Genomic DNA, 16195 nt, shown 5'->3' on the forward strand with positions numbered 1-16195 from the left:
ACAATTCGTATTTACATTGCGGAAGGCCGAATCATGCCGAGTGATCTATTGAGTCGTCAAGCAAGTCCTTGTTGCCGAAGCGGCATTTGCCGCCTTGGCTGCCTTAGCCGCTTTAGCCGTCTTGTCTGTCGCGTTTTCGCGTTCCGGCGAGGCACCGGAGCGGGAATCAGCGTAGCCCCAGCTGCACTTCGAGGTTGTGGGCCAGCGTCACCAGCCGGGGGCCGACAAACTGCTCGACGGCATGGAATCTGCCCGGCTGCGCCCGGATGCCGCTGTTGATCACGAACCACTGCGAGTCAACGGGCTTGCACAGAGGCACGGCGAAGCCGAACACATCATGGCGCCACTCGGCGCGGTTCGTGCAGTAGCCCAGCCGCTCGAGGTCCTTGCGTGCCTGGGACAGTCCCGGCGCTCCCCGTGCGAAAGCGTCGGGGTCTTGCAGGCGCAGGCGGTTCAGCACCGGGTCGCGCAGTTCGGCCGGCGCGCGGCAAAGCCAGGCCTTGCCGATGGCCGTCGTCAGCATCGGCAGCGCGGCACCGATATCGGGCGGCACCACGAGGTTGTCCGTCGAGCGTGCCGTCTCGACGTAGATCATCTGCGTCCGGTCGCGGATGCCAAGCGAGACCGCGCCGCCGACCTCGTCGGCCAGCGCTTTCATCAGCGGCCGCGCAATCTGGCGAATCGGCATACTGGCCAGCAGCGGGTAGCCCGGCGCCAGCACGGGTGCGCCCAGCCGGTATTTGCCGAGCGCGGTGTCGTGGCGCAGATAGCCGAGCGCGCTGAGCGTGTGCGTGAGCCGTGCCACGGTCGACTTCGACAGCCCGGTGCGCTGCACAAAGTCCTTGTTGCCCAGCAGCGATTCGCCTGCCCGATAGGCCAGCAGGATGTCCAGCCCGTTGGCCAGCGTGGTGGCGAACTGGCGGTCGCGGGCGTCGTCGGGAGGGATGTCGGTGGCGCCCATCGTCACTCCCAGGCCACCAGTGTTTCCACCTGCGCCACCAGCTTCAGCAGGCGCGGCCCCATCTCGCGTTCGAGCTTCCGGGGCGTCATGCGTACCGCGGGCACGCCGCAGTTGAAGACCAGGATCTCGCCGTCGATGGGAGTACGCATCGGCACAGCCACGGCGTGAACGTCGCGCTGCCAGTCGCCACGCGACCGGGTAAAGCCCAGCGTCGCTAGTTCCTCGATGGCCGTATCCACGGCACCCACCAGCCGGTGGTAGTCGTCCGGCTCGGCCTCTCGCAGCGCGTTGAGCAGGCGGTGGCGCACGTCTTCCGGCGCTCGTGCCAGCCATGCCCGGCCCATCGCCGTGGCCAGCATCGGCAGGGATGCGCCGATGTCCGGACGAAACGCGATCGCGTCGTGACCCCGGCTGGTTTCGACGTAGACCATGCGCAGCCGGTCGCGCAGCCCCAGCGATACGGAGCCGCCAACCTGATCGGCCAGCGCTTTCATGAGCGGCCGGGCCAGTTGCCGCACGCGCAGGCTGGCCAGCAGTGGATAGCCAAGCGAGAGCGCGGTCGAGCCCAGCCGGTAGCGGCGCAGATGGGTGTCGTAGAGCAGCAGTCCCCGCGCCGCCAGCGTGTAGGTCAGCCGGCTGATGGTCGCTTTCGACAGACCGGTGCGATCGGCCAGTTCCTTATTGCCGAGCACGGTCTCGCCCACGCGAAAGCACTGCAGCAACGCCAGGCCGTGGGCCAGCGTGGTGGCAAAGGCGGGATCGGGGTGATGGGGGCGCGTTGGCATCTGGCGTTTGGTTTGGCGTTCATCTTACCGAAGCGATGTGCCGATTGCGCAATGGTTGTTCAAGATAGCGAAACAACGGTGCCGACATTCGGGAGGCGCGCGTACGCTCCTCGACATCAAAAATCATGGTGGAGCGAGACGATGATCCGGGACCCCGAAGCTTTCGATGCCTTTCTGCAGACCCTGCGGCGCTTCGTGCGCGAGAAGCTCGTGCCGCGCGAGGCCGAGGTGGCCGAACGTGACGAGGTGGCGCAGGATCTGGTCGACGCCATGGCCGCGCAGGGCATGTTCGGCTACTCGATTCCCGAGCAGTACGGCGGCGCCGGCATGACCACCGAGGAACTGGTGCTGGCGGCGATGGAGTTGTCGCAGTGCTCGGTGGCGTTTCGGGCGCGGGTCGGCACCAATACCGGCATCGGCTCAGAAGCGCTGGTGGCCGATGGCACGGCCGCGCAGAAGCAGCACTATCTGCCGTTGCTGGCCAGCGGGCAGCTCACCGGATCGTTTGCGCTGACCGAGCCCGAGGCCGGCTCCGACGCCACCGCGCTGCAGACCACGGCCGTGCGCGATGGCGACGCCTACATCCTCAACGGTACCAAGTGCTTCATTACCAATGCGCCGATCGCTGGCCTGTTCACGGTCATGGCGCGTACCGATCCCGCCAACCTGGGCGCAGGCGGTATCTCGGCCTTTATCGTGCCGCGCGAAACACCGGGGCTGAGCACAGGCCGGCCGTACCAGAAGATGGGCCAGGCCGGATCGCCGGTGTCCGAGGTGCATTTCGACAACTGCCGCGTGCCGGCGGCCAACCTGATCGGCGGAGAGGAAGGCAAGGGCTTCCGCACCGCGATGAAGGTGCTCAACAAGCAGCGTATCCATCTGGCCGCGCTGTGCACCGGGCCCGCGATCCGGATGCTCGACGACGCGGTGCGCTTCGTCACCGAACGCAAGCAGTTCGGACAGGTGCTGGCCGATTTCCAGCTGGTGCAGGCCATGATCGCCGACTGCCAGACCGATATCCATGCGGCGCGGGCGCTGATTCTGGAAACGGCGCGCAAGCGCGATCTGGGCGAGGACGTGACGATGCAGGCGTCGATCTGCAAGTACTTCGCGTCCGAGATGTGCGGCCGCGTGGCCGACCGCTGTGTGCAGTTGTTCGGTGGCTACGGCTACATCGCCGATTACGGCATCGAGCGCTTCTATCGCGATGTGCGCCTGTTCCGCCTGTACGAAGGCACCAGCCAGATTCACCAGCTCAACATCGCCAAGCGGACCTTTGCCCAGGCCGGCGGCCAGCGCTGAGCGGGCCATCCAGAACCCAGACCCAGATCCACGGAGAGAATCATGATCAAGCCCCTGATCGCGGCGGCCGGCATGTCGTTCGGCATGTCTTTCGGCCTGCTTCTCGGCATGGCCCCGGCACACGCCGAGGCCCCTTATCCGAACAAGGTGATCAGGCTGGTGGTGCCGTTCGCGCCGGGCGGGTCCACCGATATCGTCGCCCGGCTGATTTCCGAACCGCTGCGCGACGAACTGGGCCAGACGGTAATCGTCGACAACCGGCCGGGCGCGGGTGGCAATATCGGCGGCGACATCGTTGCCAAGGCGGCGCCGGACGGCTACACGCTGCTGCTGGCCGCCGCCGGGCCGACCGTCATCAATCCGAGCCTCTACCCGAAGATGTCCTACGATCCGGTGCGCGATCTGGCGCCGGTAACGATGATCGAGCGCGAGCACAACGTGATGGCGGTCAATGCGTCGCTGCCGGTCAAGAATGTGCAGGAGTTCATTGCCTACGCCAAATCGCACCCGAACCAGCTTTCGTTCGGATCGCCGGGCAACGGCAGCCCCGCGCAACTGGCCGGGGAACTGTTGAACCAGACCGCGGGCATCAAGCTCCAGCACGTGCCATACAAGGGTAGCGGCCCGGCCGTGGCAGACCTGATCGCCGGCCATATCACACTGCTGATCGACAACATGCCGGCGCTTTGGCCGCACGTTCAGTCGGGCAAGCTGCGTGCGCTGGCCGTGACCAGCGAGAAGCGCGCCACGGCGGCGCCGGGCTTGCCGACGGCACAGGAAGCCGGGCTCAAGGGCTATGTGGTGACCGCGTGGAAAGGCCTGATGGTGCCTGCTCATACCCCGCGTCCGGTCGTCGACAAGCTCAACCAGGCGATGGTGAAGATCCTGGCGCGGCCTGAACTGCGCAAGAAGCTGGTGGAACTGGGCGCGGAGCCGGTGGGCGATACGCCCGAGCAGTTCGGACAACAGATTCGTGCCGATGCGGCGTGGTGGGCCGCACTGGTCAAGTCCACCGGCACCACGCTGGAATGATGACCATGGGAATCAATATAGCGGAACTGCGCGGCAAGGTGCGGCAGTTCGTCGAACAGCACGCGATCCCGAGCGAAGACCCTGTACTGGCGCACGACGTGCAGCGCCTTGACGTCGTGGTCCGGCGGCTGCAGGGTCTGGCCCGGGAGGCGGGCATCTACGCCCCCCATCTGCCGCCCGAGCACGGCGGGCTCGGGCTCGACTGGCAGGCGCGTGCCGAGATTCTGGAGGAAGCCGGCCGCAGCTTCCTTGGCGCTCCGGCGCTGAACTGCGCGCCGCCCGACCAGCCGAACATGATCAACCTGATGCGCCACGGCAACGCCGCGCAGCAGGCGCGATACCTGCAGCCGCTGGTGCAGGGGCAGATCCGCTCGTGCTTCGCCATGACCGAACCGGCCCCCGGCGCGGGCTCCGATCCGTCGATGCTGCGTACCACCGCCACGCGTCAGGACGGCAAATGGGTCATCAACGGCCACAAGTGGTTCATCAGCGGGGCCGTGGATGCGGCGTTCGCGATCGTGCTGGCGCGCACCGATGAGGCGGCCGGTACCGGCGCCACGATGTTCATCGTCGATACCGACAACCCCGGCTACCGCCTCGTGCGGAACATCGCGGGGATGGACGGCTATCAGGTGGGTGGTCACGGCGAGATCGTATTCGAGCATTGCGTGGTCGATGACGACGCGGTGCTTGGCCAGGTCGGGCAGGGCTTTGCCTATGCCCAGGCGCGGCTGGAGCCCGCCCGGCTGTCGCACTGCATGCGTTTCATCGGCCGCGCGTCGCGTGCGATGGAGATCGCCCAGCAGTACGCCGCGCAGCGCGAGTCGTTCGGGCAACGGCTGGCCGATCTGCAGCAGGTGCAGGCGATGGTGGCCGATTCGCATATCGACCTGCACGCCAGCCGGCTGATGGTGCGCGATTGCGCGCGCAAGATGGACGCCGGGGAATCGGTCAAGCACGACTCCGCGATGACCAAGATCTTCGTGTCCGAAGCCGTCTGGCGCGTGGCTGACCGCGCGGTGCAGATCATGGGCGCGCTCGGCATTTCCGATGACACCCCGGTCTCGATGATCCAGCGCGAACTACGCCCGTTCCGCATCTACGACGGCGCGTCCGAACTGCATCGTGCCACGCTGGCACGTCGCATCTTCCAGCACGGGCTGCGCCCGTGAATCCGCAGTCAACCGCAAGCAATCGCATGAATCCCGAAGCAGAACAACCCGGTGGCCCGCTGGCCGGGGTGCGCATCCTCGACATGGCCACCGTCATCGCCGCGCCGTTCTCCAGCACGCTGTGCGCGGACATGGGCGCCGACGTCGTCAAGCTCGAACTGCCCGACGGCAGCGACCCGCTGCGCGGGCTGGCGCCGGTCAAGGGCGATCTGGCGCTGTACTGGAAGGTGACCAATCGCGGCAAACGCGGCATCACGCTGGACGTGCGCAAGCCAGCCGGGCGCGCATTGTTCCTGCGGATGCTGCCGGACTTCGACGTGCTTGTGGAGAACTTCCGGACCGGTACGCTTGATCGCTGGGGGCTGGATATCGACACGCTGCGGCGGGCCAATCCGCGCCTGGTGGTGCTGCGCCTGACCGGCTTCGGACAGACCGGCCCGTACGCGCAGCGCGCCGGGTTTGCGCGCATCTTCGAGGCGATGAGCGGTTTCACGAACCTGACCGGCGAGACGGGCGGGGCGCCGCTGCATATGAACTACCCGATGGGCGACATGGTGGCGGGCCTGTTCGGCGCGTTCGCGATTGCCAGCGCCATCGCCGAACGTCGCCGGCCTGGCAACGAGGCCATGCCGGGCCAGGAAATCGACCTGGCCGCCACCGAGGCGCTGTTCCGGTTGCTGGAGCCGCTGGCGGTCGAGTACGAGCAGCTTGGCCAGGTCCGCCAGCGCGCGGGCAATCGCGCCACGTATACCGCGCCGTCGAACATGTATGCCACGGCCGATGGCCAGTGGGTATCGCTGGTGGCATCGTCGGGCCCGATTTTCCGGCGCCTGTGTCAGGCGATCGGGCAGCCGGGCATGGCCGACGACCCACGCTTCGCCACCAACCCGTCGCGTGTGCGCCATCTGGACGCGCTCGATGAAGTCGTCGCCGGGTGGTTCGGCAGCCATGCCTATGCGGATGTGGCAAGCACACTCGAGGCGCATGAGATTCCGTTCAGCAAGATCTTCTCGATCGCCGATATCGTCGACGATCCGCACTTTCAGGAACGGCAGGCGATCGTCAGGCTGCCCGATCCGGACCTGGGCTCGATCCCGGCACCCTGCGTGGTGCCGAGGTTCGCCGGACACACCCCACCGCCAGCCAGGAGCGGGCCGGGGGTCGGCGAGCACAATGCGGAAGTCTACGGCGCGCTGGGACTGACGGCCGCCGACCTGACCGGGCTGCGCGAGGGCGGGGTGATCTAGGCGGGCGGCGGCATGGTTGTTGCGTTGCGGCACCTGGGCGGCCGGTCAGAGAAATGCCGACAGACTGGTGGTGTCGCAATCAGGTAGACTCGGCGAGTCCGATACCCGAATCCCGGTGGCTCGGGTTCCAGGACGCAAGGAGATGCCACGCATGTACGCAGCAGAGTCCGCGCTTGACCACCGTACCGCCGATCCCGCGCCTTCTGGCGCGCCGGCCGCCGCGCCAGCGGAAACCCGGACGGAGGCCGCCACACGGGACCTTCGCCGCGTGCCGATTCACCCCGATCACTGGTATCCACTGGCCTGGTCCCGCGAGGTCAAGGCCGGCCAGGCACATGGCGTCCAGTTCGCCGGCGACCCGATCGTGCTCGTGCGCACCGCAACCGGAAAGATTTTCGCGCTGGAGGATCGCTGCGCTCATCGGCAGGTGCCGCTCCACGCGGGCGTGGTGGATGGCGAGTCGATTCGTTGCTGCTATCACGGCTGGACATACGATTGTTCGGGACGCTGCATCGACGTGCCTTACCTGGGCAAGGAGCGCCTGCCGAACGGCGTGCGCGCCTATCCGTGCGAAGAGCGCGCGGGCCTGATTTTTGTCTTTCCGGGCAATCCGGCGCTGGCCGGACAGCAGCCGCTGCCCGAATTCGCCTCGGTGGCGGACAAGCACTACAAGACACGACGCTTTGGCCGGGAGGTCAAGTGTCACTATTCCTTCATGCACGAAAACCTGATGGACATGAACCATCAGTTCCTGCATCGGCGGCAGATGGGCATGATGCGCGCGCGGTCGCTAGGCCGCCGCCGTGGCGCCGACTTCGTGGAGGTGGACTACACCTTCTCGCGCGAAGGCGGCAAGCAGCCGATGGGCGAGGCGCTTGTCTTCAGCAAGGAAGGCGGCGAAGGCAACAAGGACGTGATGACCGTCCGCACCGGCTACCCGTACCAGACGCTGAAAATCCGTTCAGGCAGTGGGACGCTCGTGATGGATCTCTGGATCGCCTATGTGCCGCTGGACGCAGCGCAACGCACCAACCGCACGTTCGGTATGCTGTCGATCCGCCGCCCCGGCATTCCTTTCGCGCTGGACCTGGCCTGGCCGCTACTGGTCTGGTTCACCGAGCGGATCTTCAAGGAAGACCGCTGGATCGTCGAGCGCGAGCAGGAGGCCCATGACCGCCAGGGTGAGGACTGGAATCACGAGGTATTCCCGGTCATCCGCGATCTGCGCGATCTGCTGCGCGAGTGCGGCGGCCGAACGGTCATTCCGATCCAGCGGCTGGAGACCCAGGTTTGAGGCGGTCGACCGGCAAGGTACGCGTAACGCGGCGCGACATATTCACAACATTTACGGGTGAGAGGGGCGAATGGGAGACACGCGTCGATTGGCGGGTCTGTTTGGTCGTTTCCTGGTCGTCATGATCGCGGCGTTCCTGACCGCCTGCGCGGGCTTGCCGCAGCGGCCGGAACTGCAGCCCGAAGTGGCGCTGCGCGATACCAGCGATACGGTGATAGCCAGAGAACTGGCGCCACAACTGGCCGCCCATCCGGGCGAGTCCGTGTTCTATCCGCTGGCCGCAGGCACGGATGCGTTCGCCATGCGTATCGCACTGGCTCGCGTGGCGCAGCGCTCGCTCGATATCCAGTACTACATCTACGAAACGGACGATACCGGCCTGACGCTGCTGGCCGCCATCATGGCCGCGGCAGACCGTGGCGTGCGGGTGCGGCTGCTGCTCGATGACATCCATCTGGCCGGACAGGACAAGATGCTGCAGGTGATCGACGCGCATCCGAACATCGAGGTGCGGGTGTTCAATCCGTTCGCCAGCCGAAATGTGCGCCTGCTCGAGTACGTCACCGCTTTCAGCCGGATCAACCGGCGGATGCACAACAAGTCGATGACTGCCGACAACCAGCTCACCATCGTCGGCGGGCGCAACGTCGGCGACGAGTACTACGGCGCGGCGCAAACCGATTTCAGCGACCTGGATCTTCTGGCGGCCGGGCCGGTGGTGCCAGAGGTGTCGGCCGTGTTCGACGATTACTGGAACAATGAAGCCGCTTACCCGATCTCGACCCTGGAAAAGCCGCTCACGGGCAAGGAGGCCGCCGAGCAGCAGGAGAAGCTGCGCAACGCCGTCGACGATCGCGCCATCGCCGTGAGCGCGACGCCGTATGGCAAATCCGTGCTGGAGTCCGGGGTCGTGCACGCGATTCACCAGGGCACGCTGCCATCGTTCTGGGGCCGGGCGACGGTCATCGCCGACAAGGCGGCCAAGATCCAGTTGCCGCCCGACGACGATTCCACGCATGCCATCCCGCAGCTAGGCAAGATTCTCGACAGCGCCAAGCATGACCTGACGCTGATATCCCCGTACTTCGTGCCGCCCGACGACGCCATGGACTGGCTGACCGGAATGCAGAAGCGGGGTGTCCAGGTGCGCATCCTGACCAATTCGTATGGCGCGACGGACGTGACGGCGGTGCACGCAGGCTATGCGCCGAAGCGCGAGGCCTTGCTGAGGGCAGGGGTGATCCTGTACGAACTGAAGCCATCGGCCTACGCCGAACTGGCCAAGGAAAGAAAGTCCCACCGCAGCGGCCCGGGCGGCAGCAGCCGCGCCAGCCTGCACGCCAAGACCTACATGGTGGATCGACACCAGTTGTTTATCGGATCCCTGAACCTGGATCCGCGTTCGGCACGGCTCAATACCGAGATGGGCATCGTGGTCGACAGCGCGCCGCTATGCGAGATGTTCGGCAAAGTGATCGACGCCGCGTTGCTCGATGTCGCCTATCAGGTCGTGCTCGAGACCGATCCCGCGACCGGCAAGGAGCAGATGGTGTGGGTGACCCAGGAGGACGGCGTCCTGCGCACGTATCGCAGCGAGCCGGACATGAACGCCTGGGACCATTTCAAGCAGGGCGTGTTGCGGATGCTGCCGGTGGAATCGCAGTTGTAGCGAACGACTTTGCGTCTCGTTTTCTCCCCCTCTCCCGCATGGCGTGAGAGGGGGGAGAAAAACCACCTCGGGCTCAGCGCTGCACCAGCGCCTTGAAACCCTCGATCAATCGGTCGATATCGGCTGCCGTGATCGCGCCCATCGTCGAGATGCGGAACAGTTGCGAAGACAGGCCGCCCTGGCCAGCGTAGATCACGAATCCACGGGCCTTCAGGCCGTCGTGAAGCTGCTCGTACGCGACGCCGTTGGGCAGGCGGTAGGCGCGCAGGACCACCGAGGACTGCTCGGCGGGCCAGAGTGCCTCGATGCCTAGCGCGGCCAGACCGGCGCGCGCCTGTTCGGCCAGCGCCGCATAGCGCTGGTGACGACCTTTCCAGCCGCCTTCTTCCTGATGCTCGCGCAGCGCTTCCGCCAGCGCGTAGTACGCATGGACGGACGGCGTGAACGGCGTGTTGCGCTGGTCCTGCAGCTTTGCCAGGCGAACGAGATCCAGGTAGTACGTACGGGTTGCCGCATGGGTCAGCGCGGCGCGGCGCGCAATCACAAAAGCCGCGCCCGGCACGCCGTGCAGGCACTTGTTCGCCGTGGAGCATACCGCGTCGATATTGCCGCTGAAGTCGATCGCTTCCGCGCCGAAGCTGCTCACCGTGTCCACCAGCAGACGCACACCGCGTGCCTGGCACAGACGGTCGATCGCCGGCAGATCATTCAGCCGGCCCGTGGTGGTTTCGTGATGGATCACGGCCACGTGGGTGATGGCGGGGTCTTCGGCCAGCGCCGCGTCGATGCGGCTCAGGTCGGGTGCTTCCATCCATTCGTGCTTCACCAGCGCATGCGCGATCTGGTACTGCGCGGCGATCTGCGCGATGCGCTCGCCGTACACGCCGTTCTGCACGATCAGCAGCTTGCCGTTGGCGGGCACCATCGCCGCGATCATGCTTTCCAGCGCAGCCGTGCCGGAGCCGGTCATCAGTACCGCCGTCCATGCCGCAGGGTCGAGCCCGTAGATGTCGAGCAGCCGATCGCGCGCTTCGTCCTGCAGGTCGAAGAACTCGCTTTCGCGATGGCACAGGTCGGTTTGCAGCAGGCTCCGCCGCACGCGTTCCGAAAGCGTGACGGGGCCCGGGTTAAGCAGCAGCATGCTTCTCTCCGGCATGGCCCTGGTCGGCGCCGATCTGGCGGCCAAGGCGCGTCTTGACTTCCACCGGCGTCACCGACGGACGCGGCAGCCCGTCAGGCGTGCCGGCGCGGGTCTGCAGGCAGACGAAATTCGGGCCCGATGTCGCCGTGGCGGCGCTGGCCAGCACGCGGTCGAGCATGTCGAGATTGTCGCCCTCTATCGCCGAGGCATAGCCGCACGCCGCGGCAACACCTGCGAACGAGACGTTGTGCGATACCGTGGCCTGGCCGCCGGTCGAATCGTGTGCGTTGTTGTCCAGCAGCACGTGCGTCAGATTGGCCGGGCCATACGCGCCAAGCGTGGCGAACACGCCCATGCGCATCAGCGCCGCGCCGTCGCCGTCGATGGCCACGACCTTCAGGTCCGGACGCGCCATGGCCAGCCCCAGCGCGAACGGCGTCAGGCAGCCCATCGAGCCAACCATGTAAAGCTGGTTGGGACGATCGTCCAGCGCGTACAGTTCACGACCGCAGAAGCCGGTGGAGGCCAGCACAACGGTGGAATCCACCGGCGTGTGGGCGATCACGCGTTGCAGCGCTTCCTGGCGGCTTGGCAGCGGCGTGGCGCCGGAACGCGACACTTGTGGCGTTGCCTTCGCGCGCGCCACGGGTGGCGTCTGCGCCTTGAGCGGGTAGGGCGCCACGCTGCCCTTCTGCATGATCAGCGCGTACGGACGGCCGGTGGCATCCATATGGGCGATGGCGCGATCCAGCGCCGGGCCGACGGCATCGGGCTCGGTCGGGAACAACTCCCACGGGATCTCCATCGTGTCGAGCATGGCAGGCGTGACCGGGCCCATCAGCGCGTGCTGGGGCTCGTCCGACGCGCCGCCGGGTTGCCCGCGCCACGTGACGATCAGCAACTGCGGCAGGCGGAACGTCCACGTCAGCGATGTGAGCGGGCTCACCGCGTTGCCGAGGCCCGAGTTCTGCATCATCGTGATGCCGCGCACGCCATTGCGCGCGCCCTGCGTCACGCCAGCGATAAAGGCCACGGCATCGCCTTCATTGGCGGCCGACACGTAATGCAGGGAAGGGTCCTGCACCACGTAATTGATGAACGGCGTCAGGTACGAGCACGGTACGCCCGCGTACCACTCGAAACCGCGCTCGCGCGCGGCTTCCACAAACTGGACGGCCTCGATCATCGGGCAGTCTCTCCGTCGTTGTTGCCCAGCGCGTACGGCGTTTGCGTGTGCGCGAAGTCTCCGGCCCGGCGGAAGTCCTCCAGGTCGTTCACGCCGCGCCAGTGGCCATGTACGTAACGCACCTCGACCTTCTCGCCGGCTTCGACCAGCGCGTTGATCAGGTCGGGCATGTCGAGCGAGTCGAAGTCGGGCCGCTGGCGCAGTTCGGCCAGCAGCTTCTGCAGGCGCGCGCGGCCTTCGCCCCGCACGTTGAGCAGACCGATCCAGCGGCCATGCGGCTCTCCGTCGGTAGCGGCCGGCGTGTCGGAGATCTTGCGCAGCAGCACCTTCTGGCCGAACAGGTCGCGGTCGTCGGCGGCCGAGCACCACGCGAAATCGCGCACGCTCTGGTTCGACGGGGCTGACTCGGATGAGTCGACCACCACGCTGAACGGCGCATCGGTTTCCAGCAGGTCGCGCAGGATGTAGCTGCGGAACATCAGGTCGCCATAGGAGACGACGGTGTCGGTCTCGAGCGAATCGGCGGCGCACGCCAGCGAAGCCAGCTCGCCGGTGGCGGCGTGGCGCTCGTTGCGCACCAGCTTGATGCCGGCCGCGTCGATCGCCTCGGCCTTGTAGCCACCCACCACGGTGATGTCGTTGATGCCCTGGTTCTTGAAGCCGTCGACCAGCCAGCGCAGCAGCGGCTTGCCGGCTACCGGCAGCATGATCTTGGGCTTGTCTTCGGTCAGGGCCTCCAGGCCCTTGCCGCGTCCGGCCGCAAGCACCACGGCGGAGCTGGGCGCCTGGCCACCGGTCAGGTAGATCTTCTCGGCGGCCGAGTATTCGTCGGCATCCTGCAGGCGGAAAATTTCGTTGACGGTGGCGATGCGGTCTTCCACGTTGACCAGCGTCTGGCTGTCGTGGATTTCCCGGGCCACGGCCTGCATCGACGATGCTGCCACGCGGATCAGGTGGTTGGCCCAGATCACGAGGCTGATGCCGGCCTTGCGGAACACGTCGGTCGGCGTGCTGTAGTACTTGGTGGGAACGATCACCAGCGGCGCGCGCCCGGCCCATTCGCGCGCGAAGGTCACGATCTCGTCGGCCTTCGAAAGCTTGCTGTGGATCAGGATGGCGTCGGCGCCGGCCTGACGGTACGCCTCGGCGCGGCGCAGGGCTTCTTCCATGCCCCAGCCGGCGATCAGCGCTTCGACACGCGCGACGATCGAGAAGTCGTCGTCGGCCTGCGAATCCTTACCGGCCTTGATCTTGCCGCAGAACTCGTCGATATCGGCCAGCGGCTGCTGCTCGCCGCCGATGAAGCTGTTGGTCTTCGGGAAGATCTTGTCTTCGATGCAGACGCCGGCGATGCCGCGCTGCTCGAGCTTGCGCACCAGGCGGCGCACGTTGTTGAAGTTGCCGTAGCCGGTGTCGCCGTCCAGCAGGATCGGCAGATCGCTGGCATCGGCCATGAATTCGAGGTTGTCGACCACCTGGGTCCAGCTTGCCTCGTTGTTGTCGCGCACGCCGAACTGGGCGGAGATGGCCAGGCCCGAGGCCCAGATGCCCTTGAAGCCGGCCTCGCGCACGATGCGCGCGGACAGGCCGTTATGGGCTTCCATGATGAATTCGAGTTCGTTCGAGCGCAGCATCTGGCGCAGGCGGGCGCTGCGCGAGGTGGCGAGGAGGTTCGGGTCGTGGGCGTTCATTGGGCGATTCCTACGGGCTGCAGTTGGGGCAGGACTTCTTCGGCGGCACGGGCCACATCGCCCGGGAAATCGATCTCGATCCAGGGCGCGCCGGTGACGTCAGCGGTATCGAATGTGTGGGAGTGTTCCAGCAGCAGGTCGCGCACCGCTTCTTCGTGCGGCATGTTGGCGCGGCCGCCATCGACGTAGCCCTTGACGATTTCGGCCAGACGCTGGGCGCAGTCCTGCTTGAAACGGAAGAAGCCGACCGATTCGCCGATCGTGTCATACGAGAGATCGGCCATGAGCTGCTTGCGCAGTTCCACGGGCACGCCATCCTTCAGACACAGCTTGACGGGCTCGTCGCCGGCCTCGAAATCGCGGTCGATCAGCAGACGGTTGACGGTCTCGCCGGCCACGAGCTTGCTCATGATGCGCTCGTCATAGAGCACGTCGGCGTCCATCAGCAGCACGTCGCCACCGCGCGTCATGGCATCCGCCACGGTGTGCACGGTCAGCACGCTGCCCAGGTCGTAGCGGGGATTGATCACGATTTCGGCCGAGCGGTTCAGGCGGGCCAGTTCGGCCTGCACCTGTTCCGGCTCGAAGCCGAGCGCGAGCACGACTTCGGTCACGCCGGCGGCATCGAGCATACGCAGATGACGCTCGAGCAGCGTGACGCCGTCAAAACGCAACAGGCACTTCGGGAACTGCTTGCCCGGCTGTTGCTGAAGTCGCAGGCCAAGGCCCGCGGCAAGAATGATTGCTCGCATTGACTTGTTCTCACATGCAAAGAAACTGCTGGGGGCTTAAAAGCCGTTTCAAAAAGATTCTGGCGTCGTTGCGGGGCCCTGCCGTACGACTTGTACTGTCTGCGGCCCCCCGCCTAGCCAGAACCGCTTCGCTTCATTTTGAAACAGCTTCTTAGTCGGTGCCTTGGAGCGCCGCCCTGGCGCGGCGGCGCTGGAACTTGCGTTCGCTGAAATGCAGATAAATCAACCCCGGGATGCCAAGCACCAGCTCGCGCACGCGCTTGGCCAGGGACAGCGCCAGCGCGGCATCGGGCGGCAGGCCCACCAGTGGCGCCAGCAGCAGATAGCCACCTTCCTGTGCGCCGAGCGAGCCGGGGATGGCAAATGCCGCGCCCCGGATTGCCTGGCCCACGCTTTCCAGCAGAAGGGCTTCATGCCAGCCCACTGGGTGCCCCAGGAAGTACAGGATCAGCCAGACCTCGCCGGTACCGACGATCCAGCCCGCCAGGTTCAGCAGGAAGCTGACTGCTACCTTGCGGCGGTCGCGATACATCTCGCGGATCGCATGGTCCACGGCATCGGCGCGAAGGGCCAGGCCATCCCAGTTCTGCTTGCCGAAGACCTTGGCCGCCATGCGCAGCACGCGGCCGAACATGCCGCGCCGCTGCAGCACACAGAACACCAGCACGCAGACAGCCAGGACAACGGTGACGACGATGATCGGGGTGCGCTGGTCCGACAGGTTGCCCTGCGCGCCGAACAGCAGAATGCCGAGCAAGGCGAAGACCATCTGGGAAAGCGCCTGGGTGGTGGTGCTGACGGTGATGGCGGCCGCCGCGTCGCGCATCCGCGCACCGCGATGGGACAGGTAGCGCACCATCAGTACCGGCCCGCCGATCTGGCCCGCCGGCAACAGGCTGTTGACCGACTCGCCGGTCCAGCGGGCGCGCAGCGCGCTGCAGAACGTACCGTGACGGGTCTTGCGGTCCAGCAGCACGGCGATGGCGCCGGCATCGAGCAACAGGGGAAGCAGATGGAACGCGGCCACCACGGCCAGGCCCCACCCAGCGGACATCAACGTGGTCGTGACCGCGTCAAAGCCTTGCCAGGCAAGCAGACCGACGAACAGTGCCGCGCCGATCGAGAACAGGAGGAATGCTGCACGACTCACGCGAATTACTTTCCACTGGAGTTCGCGCCGCCAAGCAGACGCCGGAAGACCTGCCGGAAGCCGAAGTACGCCACGGCGTCCTTCATGTTCGAGATGAAGCGCAGCCACGGGCGCATGCCGGGATCGGTCACGTATTCAAACGTCAGCGAGACGCGGGTTTCATTCGGGCCGGCCGGCGTGACGCGGTGGCGCAGCTTGTCGCCGTCGAACAGCACGATGCCGCCCGGCGGAATCTGCACCGCGCCGGGCTCGTCGGGAATCTCCGGCGTGCGCGTATGCAGTTCGTACTCGAGCAGGCACGACGAATCGTCCAGCACGCCGATCAGCAGCGTGTAGCGGCGACCGTCGTAATAGGAGGTGTCGTAGTGCCAGCCGATATGGTCGCCCTGGCGCGTGTAGTAATAGAGCGCGTAGGCGTGCGGATCGGTGTCGGGGCAGACCTGGAGCTTGTCGCCGGTAACCTTTTCGAGCCAGCCGATCAGGGCCTTCGAACGATACAGGTCGGCGATGAACGGCGCCTGCTCGTCGATGGTGTGCCGGCTGACGCTGCCGCCCTGCTTGTGGCCGGGTAGGTAGTTGCGGTTCAGGCCGGGCTGCATGGCGCGAGTCAGCGCCACGAGCTGGGCGCATTCGTCCGGCGCGAGAAACTTGTCCAGGTACAGGAACGCGCCCTGGCGTTCGAAGTCGGCGCGCAGGGCCGGGGTGTCGAGTTGCTCGATCGCGTGCGCGACGGCGGCGTCGGGCTGGCTGGCTGCCGGTCTGGCTGGCGGCGGGGCGAGGGCGATGTCGCTTGAGGCGTGCTCACTCATGGGC

14 protein-coding genes are annotated in these 16195 nt (G+C 66.3%); 6 read left to right on the forward strand and 8 right to left on the reverse strand.

The features are described 5' to 3' along the window. Positions 1–166 precede the first annotated feature (166 nt). On the reverse strand, positions 167–961 hold the full coding sequence (locus tag RN01_RS24265) for an IclR family transcriptional regulator (protein WP_017514827.1): 795 nt from the start codon (positions 959–961) through the stop codon (positions 167–169). Positions 962–963: 2 nt separating this feature from the next. Beyond that, complete coding sequence (locus RN01_RS24270; protein ID WP_017514828.1) at positions 964–1746, reverse strand: IclR family transcriptional regulator; 783 nt, start codon at positions 1744–1746, stop codon at positions 964–966. Between the two features lie 141 nt (positions 1747–1887). On the opposite strand from RN01_RS24270, the gene RN01_RS24275 reads away from it, so the two are divergent. The 6 genes from RN01_RS24275 (at position 1888) to RN01_RS24300 (ending at position 9462) form a co-directional block, all read left to right on the forward strand. Continuing rightward, complete coding sequence (locus tag RN01_RS24275; protein WP_024570250.1) at positions 1888–3048, forward strand: acyl-CoA dehydrogenase family protein; 1161 nt, start codon at positions 1888–1890, stop codon at positions 3046–3048. Positions 3049–3090: 42 nt separating this feature from the next. Further along, positions 3091–4080 (forward strand): tripartite tricarboxylate transporter substrate binding protein, encoded by a 990-nt coding sequence (locus tag RN01_RS24280; RefSeq protein ID WP_017515287.1) that lies wholly within the window; start codon positions 3091–3093, stop codon positions 4078–4080. Next, on the forward strand, positions 4077–5252 hold the full coding sequence (locus RN01_RS24285) for an acyl-CoA dehydrogenase family protein (RefSeq protein ID WP_017515286.1): 1176 nt from the start codon (positions 4077–4079) through the stop codon (positions 5250–5252). The genes RN01_RS24280 and RN01_RS24285 overlap by 4 nt, the downstream gene beginning before the upstream one ends. 26 nt (positions 5253–5278) lie before the next feature. After that, positions 5279–6499, forward strand: a complete 1221-nt coding sequence (locus RN01_RS24290) for a CaiB/BaiF CoA-transferase family protein (protein WP_024570252.1) — start codon at positions 5279–5281, stop codon at positions 6497–6499. Positions 6500–6650: 151 nt separating this feature from the next. Beyond that, positions 6651–7793, forward strand: coding sequence for an aromatic ring-hydroxylating dioxygenase subunit alpha (locus RN01_RS24295; RefSeq protein ID WP_017514376.1), 1143 nt, complete (start codon positions 6651–6653; stop codon positions 7791–7793). A 70-nt stretch (positions 7794–7863) separates the two neighbouring features. Then, positions 7864–9462 carry a phospholipase D family protein gene (locus tag RN01_RS24300; protein WP_024570253.1) on the forward strand — a complete coding sequence of 533 codons (1599 nt, stop codon included), beginning with the start codon at positions 7864–7866 and terminating at the stop codon, positions 9460–9462. Positions 9463–9535: 73 nt separating this feature from the next. Here the strand turns inward: RN01_RS24300 and RN01_RS24305 are convergent, their stop codons facing one another. The 6 genes from RN01_RS24305 to RN01_RS24330 form a co-directional block, all read right to left on the reverse strand. Further along, positions 9536–10603 (reverse strand): 2-aminoethylphosphonate aminotransferase, encoded by a 1068-nt coding sequence (locus RN01_RS24305; protein ID WP_017514374.1) that lies wholly within the window; start codon positions 10601–10603, stop codon positions 9536–9538. Then, a complete protein-coding gene (gene aepY / locus RN01_RS24310; protein ID WP_024570254.1) occupies positions 10590–11789 on the reverse strand; it encodes a phosphonopyruvate decarboxylase in 1200 nt (399 codons plus the stop codon). Before aepY ends, RN01_RS24305 begins: the two co-directional genes overlap by 14 nt. After that, a complete protein-coding gene (gene aepX, locus RN01_RS24315; RefSeq protein ID WP_011516537.1) occupies positions 11786–13480 on the reverse strand; it encodes a phosphoenolpyruvate mutase in 1695 nt (564 codons plus the stop codon). Before aepX ends, aepY begins: the two co-directional genes overlap by 4 nt. Then, the gene (locus RN01_RS24320; RefSeq protein WP_017515546.1) at positions 13477–14232 is read right to left on the reverse strand and encodes an NTP transferase domain-containing protein; all 756 of its coding nucleotides are present in this window, start codon (positions 14230–14232) and stop codon (positions 13477–13479) included. The genes aepX and RN01_RS24320 overlap by 4 nt, the downstream gene beginning before the upstream one ends. 151 nt (positions 14233–14383) lie before the next feature. Further along, positions 14384–15382 carry a flippase-like domain-containing protein gene (locus tag RN01_RS24325; RefSeq protein WP_024570255.1) on the reverse strand — a complete coding sequence of 333 codons (999 nt, stop codon included), beginning with the start codon at positions 15380–15382 and terminating at the stop codon, positions 14384–14386. A gap of 5 nt (positions 15383–15387) precedes the next feature. Beyond that, positions 15388–16191 (reverse strand): 2OG-Fe(II) oxygenase, encoded by an 804-nt coding sequence (locus RN01_RS24330; RefSeq protein ID WP_024570256.1) that lies wholly within the window; start codon positions 16189–16191, stop codon positions 15388–15390. Positions 16192–16195: the final 4 nt, after the last annotated feature.

Source organism: Cupriavidus sp. SHE, from assembly GCF_000812445.1.
Taxonomy (GTDB): Bacteria; Pseudomonadota; Gammaproteobacteria; order Burkholderiales; family Burkholderiaceae; genus Cupriavidus; species Cupriavidus metallidurans.